At 56.8% G+C, this 15173-nt stretch carries 15 protein-coding genes; 5 read left to right on the top strand and 10 right to left on the bottom strand.

Features of this window, described 5'->3' with window-relative positions; translation table 11 throughout:
* Positions 1-80: 80 nt before the first annotated feature.
* From IEW06_RS14800 to IEW06_RS14785, 4 genes are all read left to right on the top strand, one after another.
* A complete protein-coding gene (locus IEW06_RS14800; RefSeq protein ID WP_229743136.1) occupies positions 81-614 on the top strand; it encodes a Crp/Fnr family transcriptional regulator in 534 nt (177 codons plus the stop codon).
* Between the two features lie 247 nt (positions 615-861).
* On the top strand, positions 862-1653 hold the full coding sequence (locus tag IEW06_RS14795) for a sterol desaturase family protein (protein ID WP_187732017.1): 792 nt from the start codon (positions 862-864) through the stop codon (positions 1651-1653).
* A gap of 113 nt (positions 1654-1766) precedes the next feature.
* Positions 1767-2360, top strand: a complete 594-nt coding sequence (locus IEW06_RS14790) for a helix-turn-helix domain-containing protein (RefSeq protein WP_187732018.1) — start codon at positions 1767-1769, stop codon at positions 2358-2360.
* Between the two features lie 149 nt (positions 2361-2509).
* Complete coding sequence (locus IEW06_RS14785; RefSeq protein WP_187732019.1) at positions 2510-3493, top strand: hypothetical protein; 984 nt, start codon at positions 2510-2512, stop codon at positions 3491-3493.
* 31 nt (positions 3494-3524) lie between these two features.
* On the opposite strand, the gene IEW06_RS14780 is transcribed toward IEW06_RS14785, so the two are convergent.
* From IEW06_RS14780 to mnmA, 8 genes are all read right to left on the bottom strand, one after another.
* Positions 3525-6032: a TonB-dependent receptor gene (locus tag IEW06_RS14780; RefSeq protein WP_188548513.1), complete on the bottom strand. Its 2508-nt coding sequence runs from the start codon at positions 6030-6032 to the stop codon at positions 3525-3527.
* Positions 6032-6751 carry a ribulose-phosphate 3-epimerase gene (gene rpe / locus IEW06_RS14775; RefSeq protein WP_188548512.1) on the bottom strand — a complete coding sequence of 240 codons (720 nt, stop codon included), beginning with the start codon at positions 6749-6751 and terminating at the stop codon, positions 6032-6034. The genes IEW06_RS14780 and rpe overlap by 1 nt, the downstream gene beginning before the upstream one ends.
* A gap of 233 nt (positions 6752-6984) precedes the next feature.
* On the bottom strand, positions 6985-7446 hold the full coding sequence (locus IEW06_RS14770) for an RES family NAD+ phosphorylase (RefSeq protein WP_187732022.1): 462 nt from the start codon (positions 7444-7446) through the stop codon (positions 6985-6987).
* A 12-nt stretch (positions 7447-7458) separates the two neighbouring features.
* Positions 7459-7923: an Xre family toxin-antitoxin system antitoxin gene (locus IEW06_RS14765; RefSeq protein ID WP_223284536.1), complete on the bottom strand. Its 465-nt coding sequence runs from the start codon at positions 7921-7923 to the stop codon at positions 7459-7461.
* A 330-nt stretch (positions 7924-8253) separates the two neighbouring features.
* Positions 8254-8565 carry a hypothetical protein gene (locus tag IEW06_RS14760; RefSeq protein WP_084447429.1) on the bottom strand — a complete coding sequence of 104 codons (312 nt, stop codon included), beginning with the start codon at positions 8563-8565 and terminating at the stop codon, positions 8254-8256.
* A 141-nt stretch (positions 8566-8706) separates the two neighbouring features.
* Positions 8707-10413: a S8 family serine peptidase gene (locus tag IEW06_RS14755; RefSeq protein ID WP_188548511.1), complete on the bottom strand. Its 1707-nt coding sequence runs from the start codon at positions 10411-10413 to the stop codon at positions 8707-8709.
* A 288-nt stretch (positions 10414-10701) separates the two neighbouring features.
* Positions 10702-11397 carry a hypothetical protein gene (locus IEW06_RS14750; RefSeq protein ID WP_187732024.1) on the bottom strand — a complete coding sequence of 232 codons (696 nt, stop codon included), beginning with the start codon at positions 11395-11397 and terminating at the stop codon, positions 10702-10704.
* A gap of 78 nt (positions 11398-11475) precedes the next feature.
* On the bottom strand, positions 11476-12648 hold the full coding sequence (gene mnmA, locus IEW06_RS14745; RefSeq protein ID WP_187732025.1) for a tRNA 2-thiouridine(34) synthase MnmA: 1173 nt from the start codon (positions 12646-12648) through the stop codon (positions 11476-11478).
* 191 nt (positions 12649-12839) lie between these two features.
* On the opposite strand from mnmA, the gene IEW06_RS14740 reads away from it, so the two are divergent.
* Positions 12840-13457: a beta/alpha barrel domain-containing protein gene (locus IEW06_RS14740; RefSeq protein WP_187732026.1), complete on the top strand. Its 618-nt coding sequence runs from the start codon at positions 12840-12842 to the stop codon at positions 13455-13457.
* A 13-nt stretch (positions 13458-13470) separates the two neighbouring features.
* Here IEW06_RS14740 and IEW06_RS14735 read toward each other — a convergent pair whose 3' ends face one another.
* Together IEW06_RS14735 and trmB are read right to left on the bottom strand one after the other, a co-directional pair.
* Positions 13471-14322, bottom strand: a complete 852-nt coding sequence (locus tag IEW06_RS14735) for a maleylpyruvate isomerase N-terminal domain-containing protein (protein WP_187732027.1) — start codon at positions 14320-14322, stop codon at positions 13471-13473.
* 9 nt (positions 14323-14331) lie between these two features.
* Complete coding sequence (gene trmB / locus IEW06_RS14730) at positions 14332-14994, bottom strand: tRNA (guanosine(46)-N7)-methyltransferase TrmB (protein ID WP_188548510.1); 663 nt, start codon at positions 14992-14994, stop codon at positions 14332-14334.
* Positions 14995-15173: the final 179 nt, after the last annotated feature.

Below are 15173 nucleotides of genomic sequence, written 5' to 3'. Positions count from 1 at the left end.
CATTTATTTGATGGCTACTTCCTTGCCCCTGACTGATGCCTATTGTGCCGCCCTCGCCCCTTCTTGCTTTGCTGGAAACCATGCAGCCTCTATCGGCGGAGCTGCGGGCTGAGTTGGAGCGGCTGATGCGCCGGGAGCAGCTGCCGCGCGGCACGCACCTGCTGGAGCCGGGGCACGTGGCGCATCGGTTGTATTTTGTGGAGCGGGGCGTGGTGCGCGGGTTTTACCTGAAAGATGGCCGGGAAGTGTCTTCGTGGTTTATGAAGGAGAATGACTTTATCATTTCCATCGTCAGCTTCTTCACCCAAACGCCTTCGCTGGAATATGTGGAGCTGCTGGAAGATGCCACGCTGTGGTCGTTGAGTTATGGGCAGTTGCAGCACCTATACCAGCAGTTTCCGGAGTTCAATTCTATTGGTCGCCGCCTTACCGAGAATTATTACGTGCTCAGCGAACGGCGCACCCTTAACCTGCGTCTACAATCGGCGCCCGCTCGCTACGATCAGTTGCTAACCGATTTTCCGGCCATTTTTCAGCGCGTGCCGCTCAAGCACATTGCCTCCCATCTCGGCCTGACGCCCGAAACGCTAAGCCGCCTGCGCGGCCGGCGGTAAGTGGCCACTTCACGGACGCACCATTTTGCGTCTCCTTGTTGAACGATTGGTGCCGTACCGCTTGGGTAAATGTACCGCTTGGGTAAATAACTTCAGCAACGACGAGATTCCAACTGTTGCGTTTCTACCGCGCATTCACCACTGTTTAGCTTAATAAAAAGCCCCCCACCGAACTTGATCTGCGTCAATTTCGCCTTCCGGTAATGCCTCCACCTTTGGATCAGTCATTCACTTAACCCCAAAGGCCATGCAATTGCTACTTCTCGCCTGCGAATTCGGATTTCCTACCTGGACATGGAGCGCGCCGCCCACTTTGCTCATCATTTTTCTGGTATTCGTAGGCTGCTTTATACTTGAGCGCATCGTTCCAGGCTGGAAATTGCCCCCCGTACCAACCTGGACGCGGCGCGTCCTGGCCCTGAATTTTCTGCAATTGCTGGTAGTGTTGCTGGCCGGCGTGAGCTGGGAGAAGTGGTTTTCGGCTTACTCTGTGTTTCACCTGTCGGAACACGTGAGCCCCGTGGTGAGCGGAATGGGGGCTTATTTCGTGGCCACGTTTATTTTTTACTGGTGGCACCGCTGGCGTCATACCGTTGACTTTCTCTGGCAGCACTTCCACCAGATTCACCACAGCCCTCAGCGCCTCGAAGTCATCACGTCCTTTTACAAGCACCCGCTGGAAATGACGGCCAACTCCCTGCTCGGCGGACTCCTTATATATACGCTGCTGGGCTTGTCGCCGGTGGCGGGGGGCATTTATACGCTCTGCACGGCCTTGGGCGAGTTTTTCTACCATACCAACGTGCGCACCCCGCAGTGGATCGGCTACATTTTTCAGCGCCCCGAAATGCACCGCATTCACCACGAGTACCAGAAACACGCCCACAACTACGGCGACATTGTGTGGTGGGACATGCTTTTCGCCACCTACCGCAACCCCCGCGAGTTCCGCGCCACCTGTGGCTTCGACGCCGACAAGGAAGAGCAGCTACTGCCCATGCTTGGGTTTCGGGATGTGCATAAGGAAAAGAGTACGTAGGTCCTCTAAAGCCAGTGCTACCGGGCGGCCCGCTTCCTGGTAGCACTGGCCGGTGCCAACTCAGCCGAAAGAAGTATACTTGCTCCTACTTCTATTTTATCTACCGGCCCGGTATGTTTTCTCCCAGCTCTATCGTAGCCCTTCGCAAAGAGCGCGGCTTTTCCCAGGAAGTATTGGCCGAGCGCTCGGGCGTGAGTTTGCGCACCATTCAGCGGGTAGAGCGGGGTGAAACCGTGCCCCGAGGGTACACCTTACAAGCCCTGGCCACGGCTCTTGAAAGCTCCATTGCGAACTTTCAAATGACAGAAGAACAGCCAATGCCAGCAGTCCCATTAGCGGATTTGCGCCCCGATCCGCAATTTTTGCAGCTGCTCAATCTGAGTGCCTTAAGCTTTCTGCTGCTTCCACTCCTTAATATTATAGTGCCGGTCGTGCTGTGGCGGGCCCGCAAGCACCAGGTTCAAGACGTGGCCGAGCTAGGTCGCCGGGTCGTTGGCTTCCAGATTCTGTGGCAAGTCGGGTGTTTCTTCCTCTACTTGCTGGCTGTGGCAATGCATCTTGTGGGGGGCTTTTCTACTAAATCAACGTTGCCATTTAGCTTACTCAGCATCCTGTTTGTCACCTATGCGGTGAACGTGGGGGTCATTTGCTACAATGCTTTTCGCCTCCGCCAAGGCCACCTCAACCTGTACCCGATCCGGCTTTGAGCTAAGATTTTCGTGTCTCGAATTTTACCAATAAAGCGCTTTACAGGCTGAGAACAGCTAATGGCGGCCAAATGACGGGAAATTGACGCAAGGTAAGAGGGAACAGCGCGCCTACTTTTGGCTCAGCAAATCACTCTCACTTCTGCTGCATGAAGCCTGCTCTTAAAATTGTCGCTGCTCTAGTATCGCTGCTATTCCTTAGTGGCATCGGTGGCTACTTCTACGTCCGCAAAATGTATGAAGCGCCCGCTAATCAGCTGCAGATAGCTCGCCTGCCTGTAGCCTCATCATTTGTGTGGCTGGCTGATACGCAGGGTACACGCCCGGTGGCACATGCGGCTTTACTCGTTCCGGTTGTTGTGCCTGGCTGCGCCCAAACCTGCTACCTGCAATTCGATTCGGGGGCACCCTACTCCCTACTCTACTCCCACCCACTCACGGCCCTTCAGCAGCAATATCCGGCCATGCGCCTCGCCTACACGGCAGGCCATGATACAGTAACTGATTTTCAGTTCGGTTTAGGCAATGGCCAAATTACTTCCCGAAGCATACAGGTAAGACCAATGGGCGCCCGCCAGCTACCTGCACCTGACAGCAAAAACTATCTTATCATTGGTACCCTGGGCACTGATATAATGGATGGCCGGGTGCTGCTCATCGACTACGCTCGCCAGCAATTTCGCCTTTCCACTGCCATTCCCGATAGCCTTACCCAGCGCCTTGCGTTTGTTCCGCTCTCGTTTGAAAGTCGGCGGGTACAGCTCACGCCAGAGTTGCAAGGCAAGCCCCAACAACTCCTGTTTGATACCGGATCCAGTGCCTTTGCCTTGCTGACCAGCGAAAGCACATGGCAGGATTTAGCCAAAGCCGGGGCTCCTGTTCAAGCGGCCTCCGTCAACTCGTGGGGCAAAAAGCTCACTTCCTATACGGTTCCCAGTACGGCTCAGCTTGGCTTTGACAACCAGACAATTCCCCTGGGCACCGTCACGCACATCGAAGGCACTACTTTCTTTCAGAATGTACTCATGCGCTTTTCCGGCATGGGCGGCATGCTCGGCAACGAACCATTCGCGAACCAAATCATCGTTCTGGATGTGAAAGGCAGACGCTTTGGAATCCTACAACCCAACTAAGTACCAGATTCTTGCCGCTTAATCCTGTGGATCAGAACCGCGCAATCACGCGCAGATTCACCAGGCGCTGCGACAGATAATTCGGGACGGAATAGGTGTCGCCGTTTACATCCTGCAAGTAGCTGTAGCCGCCCACGTTGTTTGCGGCCAGCACATTCAGAATTTCCAGACCCAGCCACAAGCTTTCTAACTGACCCGTACGACGTGGCGTAGCGCCGGCGGTGCGCAGGGTGAGCACTTTGGAAACGCCCAAATCGACGCGCTTGTAGGAGCGGCTGAGCTTGGTGGTGCCGCGCTCTTCAGGCAGGTTGGGCGGGCTGAACGGCAGGCCCGAGCCAAACACAAAGTTCACGTAGCCCTTTACTGAAGGGTTGTTGGGCAGATGGTCCTGAAAGAAAATACCCACGTTCAGGCGCTGGTCGGTGGGGCGGCGGATGTAGCCTTTTTCTTCCCTCCCAATCTCCTTGCCCTCCTCGTCGCGCAGGGTGACGAAGTCGTCGTCCAAGTTTTCGCGGGTGGTGAGCACGCCTAGGCTAAACCACGACTCCGTGCCGGGCACGAACTCGCCGGCCACGCGCGCGTCGAGGCCGGCGGCGTAGGCGGTGGCGTTGTTGCGGGCAAAGTAGCGCAGACGCACATTGTCCAGGTCGTAGGGCACCACGTCGGTGAGATATTTAAAGTAGACTTCTCCGGTGAAGCGGAAAGGCCGCCCCCACTGCTGAAACTTCAGATCCTGGCCGGCGATAACATGCAAGGAGCGCTGGGCCCGCAGCTCCGGGTTCAACTGGCCCAGTTGGTTACGCAGTTCGCGATAAAACGGCGGCTGATAATACACGCCCGCTGCCACTTTGAACGCCAGCTCCGGGTTGCGGCGGGTAATAAACGAGTACTGCACACGGGGACTAAATACCAGCTGGCGGTTTACGCTCCAATAGTGCGCGCGCACTCCATAAGTAAGCGTGCGCAGCGAATCGAACGTAATAGTATGCTGGGCGTAGCCTTGATAACGGTCGCTATTAAGCGTCAGATCGGTGCGCAGGCGAGTATTCCGCGCATCGGGCACAAAGCCTGCCGAATCGACAAAGCCGTACTCATTCAGTGTATCCTCGATGTGCTCGCGGCCCGCTTTTGCCCCCCAGCGCACCGTGTGGCGGCTGGTCGGCGTCCAGGTGCCGCGGGCTTCGAGAGTTGCCAGGCGGGCGCTGAGGGTGTTGCGCGAATGATCGAAGCGCGAGCCCAAGTCGCGGATGCGCACGGGCCGGTTGAAGTCAGGTGAGCTCGGGTCAACGTTGATATCGGCGAAGCGGTAGCTGGCTTCCACGTCCCGAAACTCCAGTTCCCGCGAAATAAGCCCCCCAGCCAGCAGCTCCCCCGTAAACTTGGGGCTGAACTCGTGGCGCAGATTCAGGCCACCCTGGTAGGTGTCGTACTGCATCCGTTCGCGGCCGTCGTAAGCGATGAACAGACGTGTAAACTGGTTGGTGGCCGTGCTGAATGTGCTTTGGCCGGTTTCGGGTGTGAAGCGGTAATCGTTGTGGGCAAACGACGTCAGCAAACCCAAAGTCGTCCGGTTCGGCTCCGATTTGCCCCCCAGCGCGGCGTTGATGTAGAGTTGGCCGTCGTAAAAAGTGGGGTTGTAGCCGCCCTGCGCCTGCCGCAGCGAGCGGAGCACGTACTGAGCATTTTTGTACCGAATTCCGGCCAGATAGCTCACGCGCTTATTGGGCGAAGTGGCTTCTACGTGGGCCGTGCCGCCCACCAGGCTGGCCGTGGCCGAGGCGCCAAATCGAGCGGGCGTTTTGTACTCCACATCCAGCACCGACGAGAGCTTATCGCCAAACTTGGGCTGCCAGCCGCCCGTCGAAAACGCCACCTGGCTCACCAGATCAGGGTTGATAAAGCTCAGGCCTTCCTGCTGGGCAGCCGTTACCAGAAACGGCCGGTACACCTCAATGCCGTTCACGTACACGAGGTTTTCCTCGTAGTTGCCGCCCCGCACCGAGTAAGTGCTGGTCAGCTCATTGTTGGCCACCACACCCGGCAGCGTGGTCAGTATTTTGTTGAAATCACCGAAGGCGGAAGGCAATTCCTTTGCCGCCCGCGGGTTGATGCGCGTCAGGCTGACTTGCTCCCGCGTATCAGCACCTTCTCCCCGGCCGCGCACCGTCACATTGCCCAAGGCGCGGGCATCAGTAGCGAGTGTGAGCCGTTGGGGGGCATTTTTGGTTAAATCCAGGGGCGTGCGCAACACTTTGTAGCCTAGGCGGCGCGCCACGAGCACAGGGGCCGGCGCCCCGGGCGCGGGAGGCGTTACGCGCAGCGAAAATTGCCCCCCAGCGTCGGTGGTGGTACCGCCGGGCTGGCCTTCCACGCCTATATCGACAAGCTCCAGTGGCTGCCCATTCGCGTCGCGGACGCTGCCGCTGACCACGACGCGAGTGGCAGTTTGTTGGGCCATCGCCCCCGCCCCGACCAGTACCAGCAGCAAGGTCAGTAACAGAGTAAAGGACTTGTTTATCAGGCGATTAATCAAATGCATCAGGCGTTCAGGCTCTCCTCCGATTCATCCTCCAGCAGCTCGCTTTCGCTTAAGTGCGCCCGCAGGTCAGCCAGCGTAGCCACCGGGTCGGGCGAGCCGAACACGAAGTTACCAGCCACCAGCACATCGGCCCCGGCTTCCACCAAAGCAGCGGCATTATCGAGGCTCACGCCCCCGTCAATCTCAATCAGAGCCGAAGAGCCGCTATCTACCAGCAGTTCCTTCAAAGCGGCCACTTTGCGCAGGGTATTCGGAATAAATGCCTGTCCACCAAAACCTGGATTCACCGACATTACGCACACCAAATCCAGATCGGCCGCAATATCTTCCAGCAGCCATACCGGCGTATGCGGATTCAGCGCCACTCCCGCCCGGCATCCGAGCGCTTTGATTTGCTGAATGACGCGGTGTAAATGCGGGCAAGCCTCATAATGCACCGTGATGTTGGTTGCGCCCGCATCGCGCACGGCGGCCAGGTAATTCTGGGGGTCCTCAATCATCAAATGCACATCCAACGGCTGCTTGGCGTGCCGGCCAATGGCTTGCAACACCGGCACCCCAAACGAGATATTCGGCACGAAGCGGCCATCCATAATGTCGCAGTGCAGCCAGTCGGCGGCGCTGCCGGCGAGCCGCTCAATTTCAAATTGCAGATTGGCAAAATCGGCGGCGAGCAGCGAAGGAGCCAGTAATGGGGCTAGGCGGCGGGTAGAAGTCATACCGCGAAGGTAAGCGTTTGGGCGCGAGCTTGGATGCAGTTTTCACTCAACAATTGTCTTACTTAAACTTGCTATCCAAAAGTGAAGATTAACAGCCGTTCATCAAATAAGGCGGTCATGCAGAGCGGTAGCGAAGCAGCTCCGCGTGTTTAGCGGGATTACTAACCTAAATGCCTGAGCGAGCTGCTTCGCTCCGCTCTGCATGACCGCCTTTATGTTAGTCGTTGTTGAGATTATTCCTGATTTTCCGCTTTAATCCGTGGGTCGAAGGCAAACTCCTCGCGACTGCTGATGCGGATCCGGGCAAAGTCGGGGTGGCGGGCGTGCAGAATGTAGTTGAACTCGCTGGCAATAATAGAAGACGGCACCCGCAGCACAGGTGCCGTCTTGCCTTCATACCACGCGTCGCCCAAGGGCTGACAAAGGGAGTAGTTGCGGGTTTTGTGCCAGTTGGGGGGCAATTTTTCCAGCGCAATGGTCTCCACGGTTAAGTCATCGGGAATCTGAATGACTATCACCTTGAACCGCTGATTTAGTCCTTCCCCGCCCCGGTGTACCACGTTTTCCAGGCATGCCAGCGCCCGACTACTGGCCGTATAAATCACGAAATGACCTTTGGAATTCCAGCGTCCGCGGTTGCCTGAGGCATACAAATCCTGTGCGTACTCCGCCAAGCAAATACGGTATACTTCCACCCTACTGCGCGTTTAAGCCAAGTCGCCGTAGGCAATCCGATCCAACTCTTCCAACACCAGATCGATACCACCGCTGGTTTCCAGCAACGTGAGTGGCACTTGCCCATCGAGGCCGTAGGAAGGCTTTTCGAGCCAACGCACAAAGGCATCGGCTTCGCCAAATACCTGCTGCCCGCGCAGATGCAAAGCCAGCAGCTTCAGAGTCTGCTCGCTGTGAGCGGGATTCAGGTTTTTCTGCTCTTGGCGGTAGGTACGCAAGGTTTTGGTTGTGATGTTGAGAATGTCAGCCAACTGCTCAGGGTGCAGATGGAGCAAGCCAGCCACAGCAATAGCCGTAGCAGCCGAAACGCCCTGCCGCGCAGCCATTACCAAAGAGAAAGAATCTTTTACCACCTTCTTAAGCGCCGTCAACTCCGACCCAGCCATGGGAAGGCTGACGATTCCGCCTGCTTTGCGAGTTGTTGCTATGCTGCTCATGATCGAAGTAGTTCTTGGTGTTATTCCAAAGTTAGGAATATTTTCCCTTTAACTCGGAAATTTTTCTTTTTGTTCGGTTATGTTGTCGATTGACTCAGAGCTTGAACCAAATCACCTTATTAAAACAAACCTCCACGAACGTCATGCAGAGCGGCAGCGAAGCATCTCGCTCGCGCTGTTAGATTAATAATCCCTAGCACGCGAGATGCTTCGGCTCCGCCTCTGCATGACCGCCTTGTTTAAGTAGATAAACACATAAGTACAAGCGCACAAAAAAGAAGCTCGAAGCAAATGCTTCGAGCTACGTTCAAACTATACTCTTTATCAACCTTACTTCTCCCCTTTCTTCCAGGGCTGCCAGTCTAATTCGCCATTCTCGCGGCGGCGTAGGAACACGGTTTGGTCGTCTTTTTGAGTTTTGCCGAAGGTCACGTCGCCGCGGCAGTCGAGGCATTTGACGGATGTGTATTTAAATTTATCCTGAGCCACGCGGGAGGTAAGATCGAGGTTATCGGAGCCGCAGAGGCCACAGGCAGGCACATCGGCGAAACTCAGGCGGTCGTACTCGGACACCACGTCGTGGAAGTTGCCTCCCTGCACGGTGAAGTGAAACTGCCGGCGCCCGATGCGCTTGGTAATCATGAGTTGAAGCACAGCAAAAACGTTGGAAAGTGAATACTACTATTGAGGTAAGAATAACAGTTTTACTGCAAACAAAAGTCCACAAAAAAGCCCCCCAGGCCGGAAAAACCGTTGCTGGGGGGCTTTTTTTGGAGAAAGAATTTAAAGCTTCACGAAACGCACAGTGCGGCGCACCCGGCCTGCACTCACGGAGCAGGTATAGGTGCCTTTCGCCAGCATACCCGGCCGCAGTTCTACCTGCTGAGCGGAGGTCGCGGGCACTTTTTGCTCTACCACCACGCGTCCACGAGCATCGATCAGGCGCACTACCAGTGCTACCTTCTGGAACTCGGGCGTGAGCTGTAAGAACAATCCATCATCGCGCGTTGGGTTGGGGTAAACGGCCAGCTGGCCTGGAGCGGGAGTTGGCGCGGCCACGGGCAGCAGAGTGCCGGCGGCAAGGGTTTGAGCCCGACTAAAATCAGGAATGCCGTAGCCCAGCTCATTATCGGGGCGGGCGGCTTGGGAGCCGGAGCGCTGCAACGTGGCAATTACCTGCTGCGCCGTAAGCGTAGGATTGGCTTGCCAAAAGCCCGCCGCCAGGCCCGCCAGCGTAGGACAAGCGTAGGAAGTTCCGTTGCCATTCACCACCGTACCCCCGGCCGTCAGCACAGCCGAAGCTCGCCCTTGTGCCGCCAGCGCGGGCTTTATGCGCCCGTCGGCCGTAGGCCCAACCGAGCTGAATACGGCCCGCTGGAGCAGCACCGAATCGACAGCGCCAACTGTAAGAATGGAATCTGCGTCGGCGGGAGCGTTCACGTAGCGCCAGGGGCTGCTGCCTTCATTGCCGGCGCTGTTTACCACCAGCATCCCCACGCGTGCCGCCACCGTAGCCGCCCGCGACGAAAGGGCCGTGCGGCCGTTCAAATCGGAGTAGGTATAGTCAGGTGAGGGCTGATCGAAGTCGTTGTAGCCCAGGGAAGAGCTGATAATGTCCACGCCCACCGAGTCGGCGTACTCGGCCGCGAGCAGCCAGTTAGCTTCCTCCACCTGGTGCTCTGATTTTACATCTTCCGTAACCAATAAATGGTAGCTGGCCTTAGGAGCCGTGCCCACAAAGAAGCCGGGCTGGTTGGCGCCCATCGTTGATAAGCACTGGGTTCCGTGCTCATTACGGCCGTACACCGACGTATTATTTTCTACGAAGTTATATGTACTGAGCAGGCGCTTTTCTTCGAACAGAGGGGCAAAAGCCGGTAGGCGGTCAACGCCCGAAAAGCCACCGTCGAATACGGCAATCTGGATACCCTCCCCCCGAAAACCAGCGTCGTGCATGGCCACGGCCCCCAGCATCTGGGCTTGCCCGTATGCTGGCCCGTAAGTAGGACGCCCCGGCGCCGTAGGAGTTGCGGGCGGCACCGTAGCCGGCGGATTGGCCGCTATGGGCGCGGCGGCGGCTGCCTGCGTCCGAATAAGGGTTTGGGTGCCCTGCACCGAAGGAAGCTTGCGAAGGGAAGCCAGCGTGGCGGAGTCGCAGACCACCACGGCGGCATTAAACCAGCGCGATGTATACCACACCTGCACGCCCGGCACTGCCTTCAGCTGGGTTACATAAGCAGGATTGACGGGCAAATCGCGGGGCTGAATAGCAATATTCTGGCGCGTACGGCGCGTAATGGCGCGGGCCGATAAATACGCTTGCGGCTGCGTGATGCTATAAGGAGAATTGGCTTTATCCCGAAAGAAAACCAAGTGCCTACCCACCACGGCCGTTACCTGCGGCGGACCGGCAGGACCCGATGGGGTATTAGCACTACTCAGGTGGCTACTGAGCCCCATCCAGAATAAGACAAGCAGTGAAAGTCGCATTAATGGCGCGGAAAAGAAGCAGAAAAAGAAACAAATCAACGGCTGGCTAGCAGAAAAAAGCCCCCCAGACCACATACAGCACATGCTGAAAACTGTACTAATATCCTACAAAGCCTAACTGCATGTAGTAGGACAATAACACGGATGCCGGCGAAGTCGTTGCATGATCGGGGGCGGTAAAAAGCCCCTCAGCAGTTCAACCTATATGTAACAGCGCCCGACAACGGTAGTTATAAAATCTACCATTATCGGGCGTTGCTTCAAACGTTATTTTCACCCTGCCAATGGCTACAGTTTTCCAGCCTCGATCAACACCTCGACCCGGGAGCTGCCTGCCAGTCGGTAGCCGGGTACTAAAGAGCAATCGGCGGGTGAGCCGGGTGGGCAACCATATTGGTAGCGACGACGCCAGCGATGGATAGGGCCCACTTCGCGGGCATACACCTGGCGTTGAATATTAAGGTTAAACAGATCGTAGGCAGTTGTGTCGGCGGTCGTAACGGTCTGCTCGTAGCGCTGGGGCTGGGCAGAAGTCGCTAACTCAAAAGGCTCGCCAACCCGGTCGTAGCCCCGTTTTTCAGCCGTAATCGTATCGCCAGAATTGTAGGCGTTGGAGTTCCATTTACGGCCCGTGCGCACCGGAAATACTAGTTCTACGGTCCGGCGGTTGCTACGGGTAAGCAGCAGCGTGTTCGGGGTGGTCTTGATAATAAATACGCTGTCGTCGCGCCAGGCCGCGGCGGGAGTAGTACGGCGCGACCGCACCACCCGGTAGACGGAGTCGCCGGCGGCATCAATAAACGTTTCGTCTATCCGCTCCCGAAACTGAAAGCGGGTAGCCGTGCCCGTGTTATTCTGATAAATGGAATCTACCACTGCATAAATCCGGTACGCTCCCACCTCCACCGGATAATACTCCAGGCCCATGTCGGGGCCGGGTTCTGTTTCGCGGGTGCAGGCCCCCGCCACTCCTAGCGCCAGCAAACCAGCTATGAAAGCGCGTCTACTCCTAGATAATTTAAAGAAACGCGAACGATAGAAGTGGCTCATGCAAAAGCAGAATTATAGGGCCGAACCGGCAAGCGCCTCAGCCTGAGAAGTAGGATCAGATATCACGTGGCGCTCAATCCAGCCGCCACCCAGCACATCATTGCCTTCGTAAAAAACGGCGGCCTGACCGGGAGTTACAGCATGAACAGGCTCCTCAAAATAAGCATATACTTTGTCGCCAATCTGTTCGAGGAAGGCGGCGGCACCGTCGTGGTTATAGCGAATCTTGGTGGTGGAAGGCACCAAACCCATACCTACCAGCGAAGCATACTTGCCCATATTCAGCTTGCCAACTACAGTCGTGGTGCTGGCCAGATCGTCGAAGTTACCGAGCACAACCTGGTTGGAGTCGGGGCGAATTTCGGTGACGTAGGCCGGAAAACCCAAAGCAATACCGAGCCCCTTGCGCTGCCCAATCGTATAGAACGGGTAGCCCTCGTGCGTACCCACCACCGTGCCATCGCGCAGTACAAATTGCCCCCCAGCCACGCGCGCCTCCAATCCTTCCACGCGCCGCTTCAAAAAGCCGCGGTAGTCGTTGTCAGGGATAAAGCAGATTTCGTAGCTCTCGGGCTTGTTAACCAGTTCTGTGAAACCGCGCCGGCGCGCCTCGTCGTAAATCTCGGTTTTGCGCATGCCGCCCAGCGGAAACAGCGTCCGCGCCAAGCTTTCCTGCGACACGCCCCAGAGGGCATACGACTGGTCTTTATTCTCATCCAGGCCTTTGCTCACCACATAACGACCGTTTTCCTGGCGTATGTTGGCGTAATGACCCGTGGCAATAAACTGACAACCCAGCTGATCGGCGCGGCGCAACAGCGCGTCCCACTTGATGTGTGTGTTGCACAGTACGCACGGATTAGGCGTGCGGCCGGCCAGGTATTCGTCGGTGAAGTTATTGATGACGAAGTCACCAAACTCGTCCCGAATGTCGATGATGAAGTGGGGAAAGCCGAGCTCAACGGCAATCTGCCGAGCGTCGTTGATGGAGTCGAGGGAGCAGCAGCCGGTTTCTTTTTTGGAGCCGCCCGCCGAGGCGTAATCCCAGGTTTTCATGGTCATGCCCACCACTTCATAGCCTTGCTCGTGCAAGAGCACAGCTGCTACAGATGAGTCGATGCCGCCGCTCATAGCGACGAGAACGCGCCCGCGTGGGGACGGCGTTGAGGAAGTATTTTCAGTCATAGAGAAGCGCCCGTGAGGTCAAGGCTCCGGCCGCGATGGCAAAGATAACAGCTGGCACCGACCTACGGTTCAGCACTCGCCTATTAAGCTGTACAAAGTACATGCCGGGCGCTGCAATAGCTCATATTCCTTACTTTCGCGCTTCGTCAATCCCAGATCTGCCTTCCCGCCGGACTTCTATTATTCTAATTATGGCTCTGCTTACTTCCGTGCTGGTGCGCGGCATCAATAACCTTTCCGACGCCCGCTATTGCGCCGGCATGGGCGCCGACGGCCTGATTTTCACCCTAGACCCTGCCCTGCCCGGCGCTGTTGATGCTGCTACCGTACGCGAGCTGGCCGGCTGGGTAGCCGGTGTGGAGCTGATTGGGGAGTTTGACGAGATGCCCGTATCCGAAATCAACCGACTGGTAGAAGAGTGCGGCCTACAGCGAGTACTGCTGCACCAACGGCCCGAAGCGCCGCTCTCGGTACCGGCGCTGCTGCACGCGCCCCTCTTTCTCATCACTTCCAATAGTCTGAGAAACGAGATGCTGCTTCAGTACAGCCCGATTTTTCCCGCTGGCCTGGGCGTGGCCGCCTCCTTGAATATTGACGACTTGCCTGAGGCGCGGCAGGAAGCCCTGGCCGAAGCAGCGACGCAGTTCCCTTTGTGGCTCAGCGGCGCCATTACCGCCGACAATGTAGCCGGTTTGCTCAACGCCATTCACCCAGCTGGCCTTATCCTGGAAGGTGGCAACGAAATCAAGCCGGGCCTGCGTGATTTTGAGGAATTAGAAGCGGTCTTTGAAGCGTTGGAGGCGGAATAGCTGGGGGGCTTTTTTAGCCCATCACCGTTACTAAGTTATACACCTGCTCACCCAAGCGTTCGTCGCCCGTTACCTGTATATGGGCTGCGGCCTGGGTGCGCGGCAGACTTTTGGTAAATAAGCGCCAAGCTACGGCGCCATCAATGGTAACTACTGCCTCGACAGCACCCGTCGCGCTTTCCTGTAATTCCCACTGCCCACCGCTGCTGTACACCAGAAACCAGGTGCCGCCGCCCGCGCCCGTTACCGTGAATTGCAGCGCATGCCCAGGCTCAGCGGCCAGCTGACGGTAGTGGTGCGGCAGCGCCCGAATGCAGGTAGCCAGAAAGGGCTGATACAATTCCGGCGCTACTAATTCGTCTTCGCCCCGCCCCACGGCCTGGCGGATTTGCTGCTGGTGGTGCCACTTTTCAGTGTAGTCGCGGGCAATGTGAAACCAGTTGAGCGAGGTTTGCTCCCCGGCCCAGCCCACGGCAAAAGCGGCCGGCTCCCAAGGGTCTAACGTATGTAAAAAGGCTGTATACTCGCTCCCCGTCGACTCCAACAGCTCTAGCACAATGCGCGGACTCAGCCGCCGGGTGGCTTTTATCCAATCAGCATTCAGCTCGTTCAGAAACCGCACGATACCTTCGTAGCTGTTCGGATCGGCAGGCGTCACCCCAAAGTAGCCGTCGCGCAGCATGGATAGCGTTTGTAGGTTGCCAGCCAGCAAGTGCAAAGCCACGTCCATCACCTTCCATTGCGGTGCCAAAGTTTGTAGCTCCCACTCTGCGGGGTCCAAACCTTTAAGAAACGACAGCAGCTTCTCATCCAGGATGGAAAATAAAGGCAGGGTTTCGATAGGTATAGGGCGCGCAGCGGACATAAATCGACTTTAACTCAGCGTAAACTGAATGTACTTGATAGCGATGCCCTCGCCGCGAAATCGACGCTCGTAATGGGTTTGGATATCTTCGGCGTGGGGCAGCAGCTCAGGCGTGGCGTAAATATCGGCGGTATGGGCTAAAATACGGGCTCCCGGACGGGTTTGCAGCGTTTCAAGTGTGTATTCATACAGCGGCGTATCGTCCGTTTTGAGGTGAACAAGCCCTCCCGTGCGCACTATTTCCTGATACAAATTGAGGAAGCGCGGCGACGTGAGGCGGCGCTTGATATCCCGGTCGCGGGGTCGCGGGTCGGGGAAGGTGACCCATATCTCGGCTAGCTCCTGGGGGGCAAAATGCGCATTCAGCGACTCGGCCCGCGTGCGCAAAAAACCTACGTTCGTCAGGCCCAATTCCTCGGCGCGGGTACTGCCCCGCCAGATTCGGTCGCCCTTGATGTCAAGACCCAAAAAGTTGCGCTCCGGGTAGCGAGCGGCCAGGCCCACCGTGTAGTCACCCTTGCCGCAGCCCATTTCCAGCGTAATGGGGTTATCATTCTGAAAGAAATCCTGATGCCAGCGCCCCCCCAACTGCTCATAGTTGGATTTGCCCGGCTCTACAATATCGGTCCGCTCCGCGTTGTGGGCGAAGCGTACAAGTTTCACTCGACTCATTTATTTGATTATTTATCTTATTAATCCCTCAGGGAGAATTGACTGTCATGCAGAGCCGAGGCGAACCATCTTGCTCGCGGTCGTTTAATTAGTACTCCTACTAAACACGCGAGATGCTTCGCTACCGCTCTGCATGTCAGACGGATTGAGATGGTGATTAATCACACCACTAAGCCCCA

The organism is Hymenobacter qilianensis (assembly GCF_014638675.1).
Lineage (GTDB): Bacteria > Bacteroidota > Bacteroidia > Cytophagales > Hymenobacteraceae > Hymenobacter > Hymenobacter qilianensis.
The sequence above is the reverse complement of the archived record's forward strand: the minus strand, read 5'-3'. Positions and strand labels throughout refer to the sequence as shown.

Excerpts from the sequence above, each read along its gene's own strand:
- IEW06_RS14740 (WP_187732026.1), top strand. The coding sequence starts at position 12,840 with ATGGCTCTGCTTACTTCCGTGCTGGTGCGCGGCATCAATAACCTTTCC.
- rpe (WP_188548512.1), bottom strand. The coding sequence starts at position 6,751 with ATGACTTCTACCCGCCGCCTAGCCCCATTACTGGCTCCTTCGCTGCTC.
- mnmA (WP_187732025.1), bottom strand. The coding sequence starts at position 12,648 with ATGACTGAAAATACTTCCTCAACGCCGTCCCCACGCGGGCGCGTTCTC.
- IEW06_RS14760 (WP_084447429.1), bottom strand. The coding sequence starts at position 8,565 with ATGATTACCAAGCGCATCGGGCGCCGGCAGTTTCACTTCACCGTGCAG.
- IEW06_RS14795 (WP_187732017.1), top strand. The coding sequence starts at position 862 with ATGCAATTGCTACTTCTCGCCTGCGAATTCGGATTTCCTACCTGGACA.
- trmB (WP_188548510.1), bottom strand. The coding sequence starts at position 14,994 with ATGAGTCGAGTGAAACTTGTACGCTTCGCCCACAACGCGGAGCGGACC.
- IEW06_RS14780 (WP_188548513.1), bottom strand. The coding sequence starts at position 6,032 with ATGCATTTGATTAATCGCCTGATAAACAAGTCCTTTACTCTGTTACTG.
- IEW06_RS14765 (WP_223284536.1), bottom strand. The coding sequence starts at position 7,923 with ATGAGCAGCATAGCAACAACTCGCAAAGCAGGCGGAATCGTCAGCCTT.
- IEW06_RS14800 (WP_229743136.1), top strand. The coding sequence starts at position 81 with ATGCAGCCTCTATCGGCGGAGCTGCGGGCTGAGTTGGAGCGGCTGATG.
- IEW06_RS14755 (WP_188548511.1), bottom strand. The coding sequence starts at position 10,413 with ATGCGACTTTCACTGCTTGTCTTATTCTGGATGGGGCTCAGTAGCCAC.
- IEW06_RS14785 (WP_187732019.1), top strand. The coding sequence starts at position 2,510 with ATGAAGCCTGCTCTTAAAATTGTCGCTGCTCTAGTATCGCTGCTATTC.
- IEW06_RS14790 (WP_187732018.1), top strand. The coding sequence starts at position 1,767 with ATGTTTTCTCCCAGCTCTATCGTAGCCCTTCGCAAAGAGCGCGGCTTT.
- IEW06_RS14735 (WP_187732027.1), bottom strand. The coding sequence starts at position 14,322 with ATGTCCGCTGCGCGCCCTATACCTATCGAAACCCTGCCTTTATTTTCC.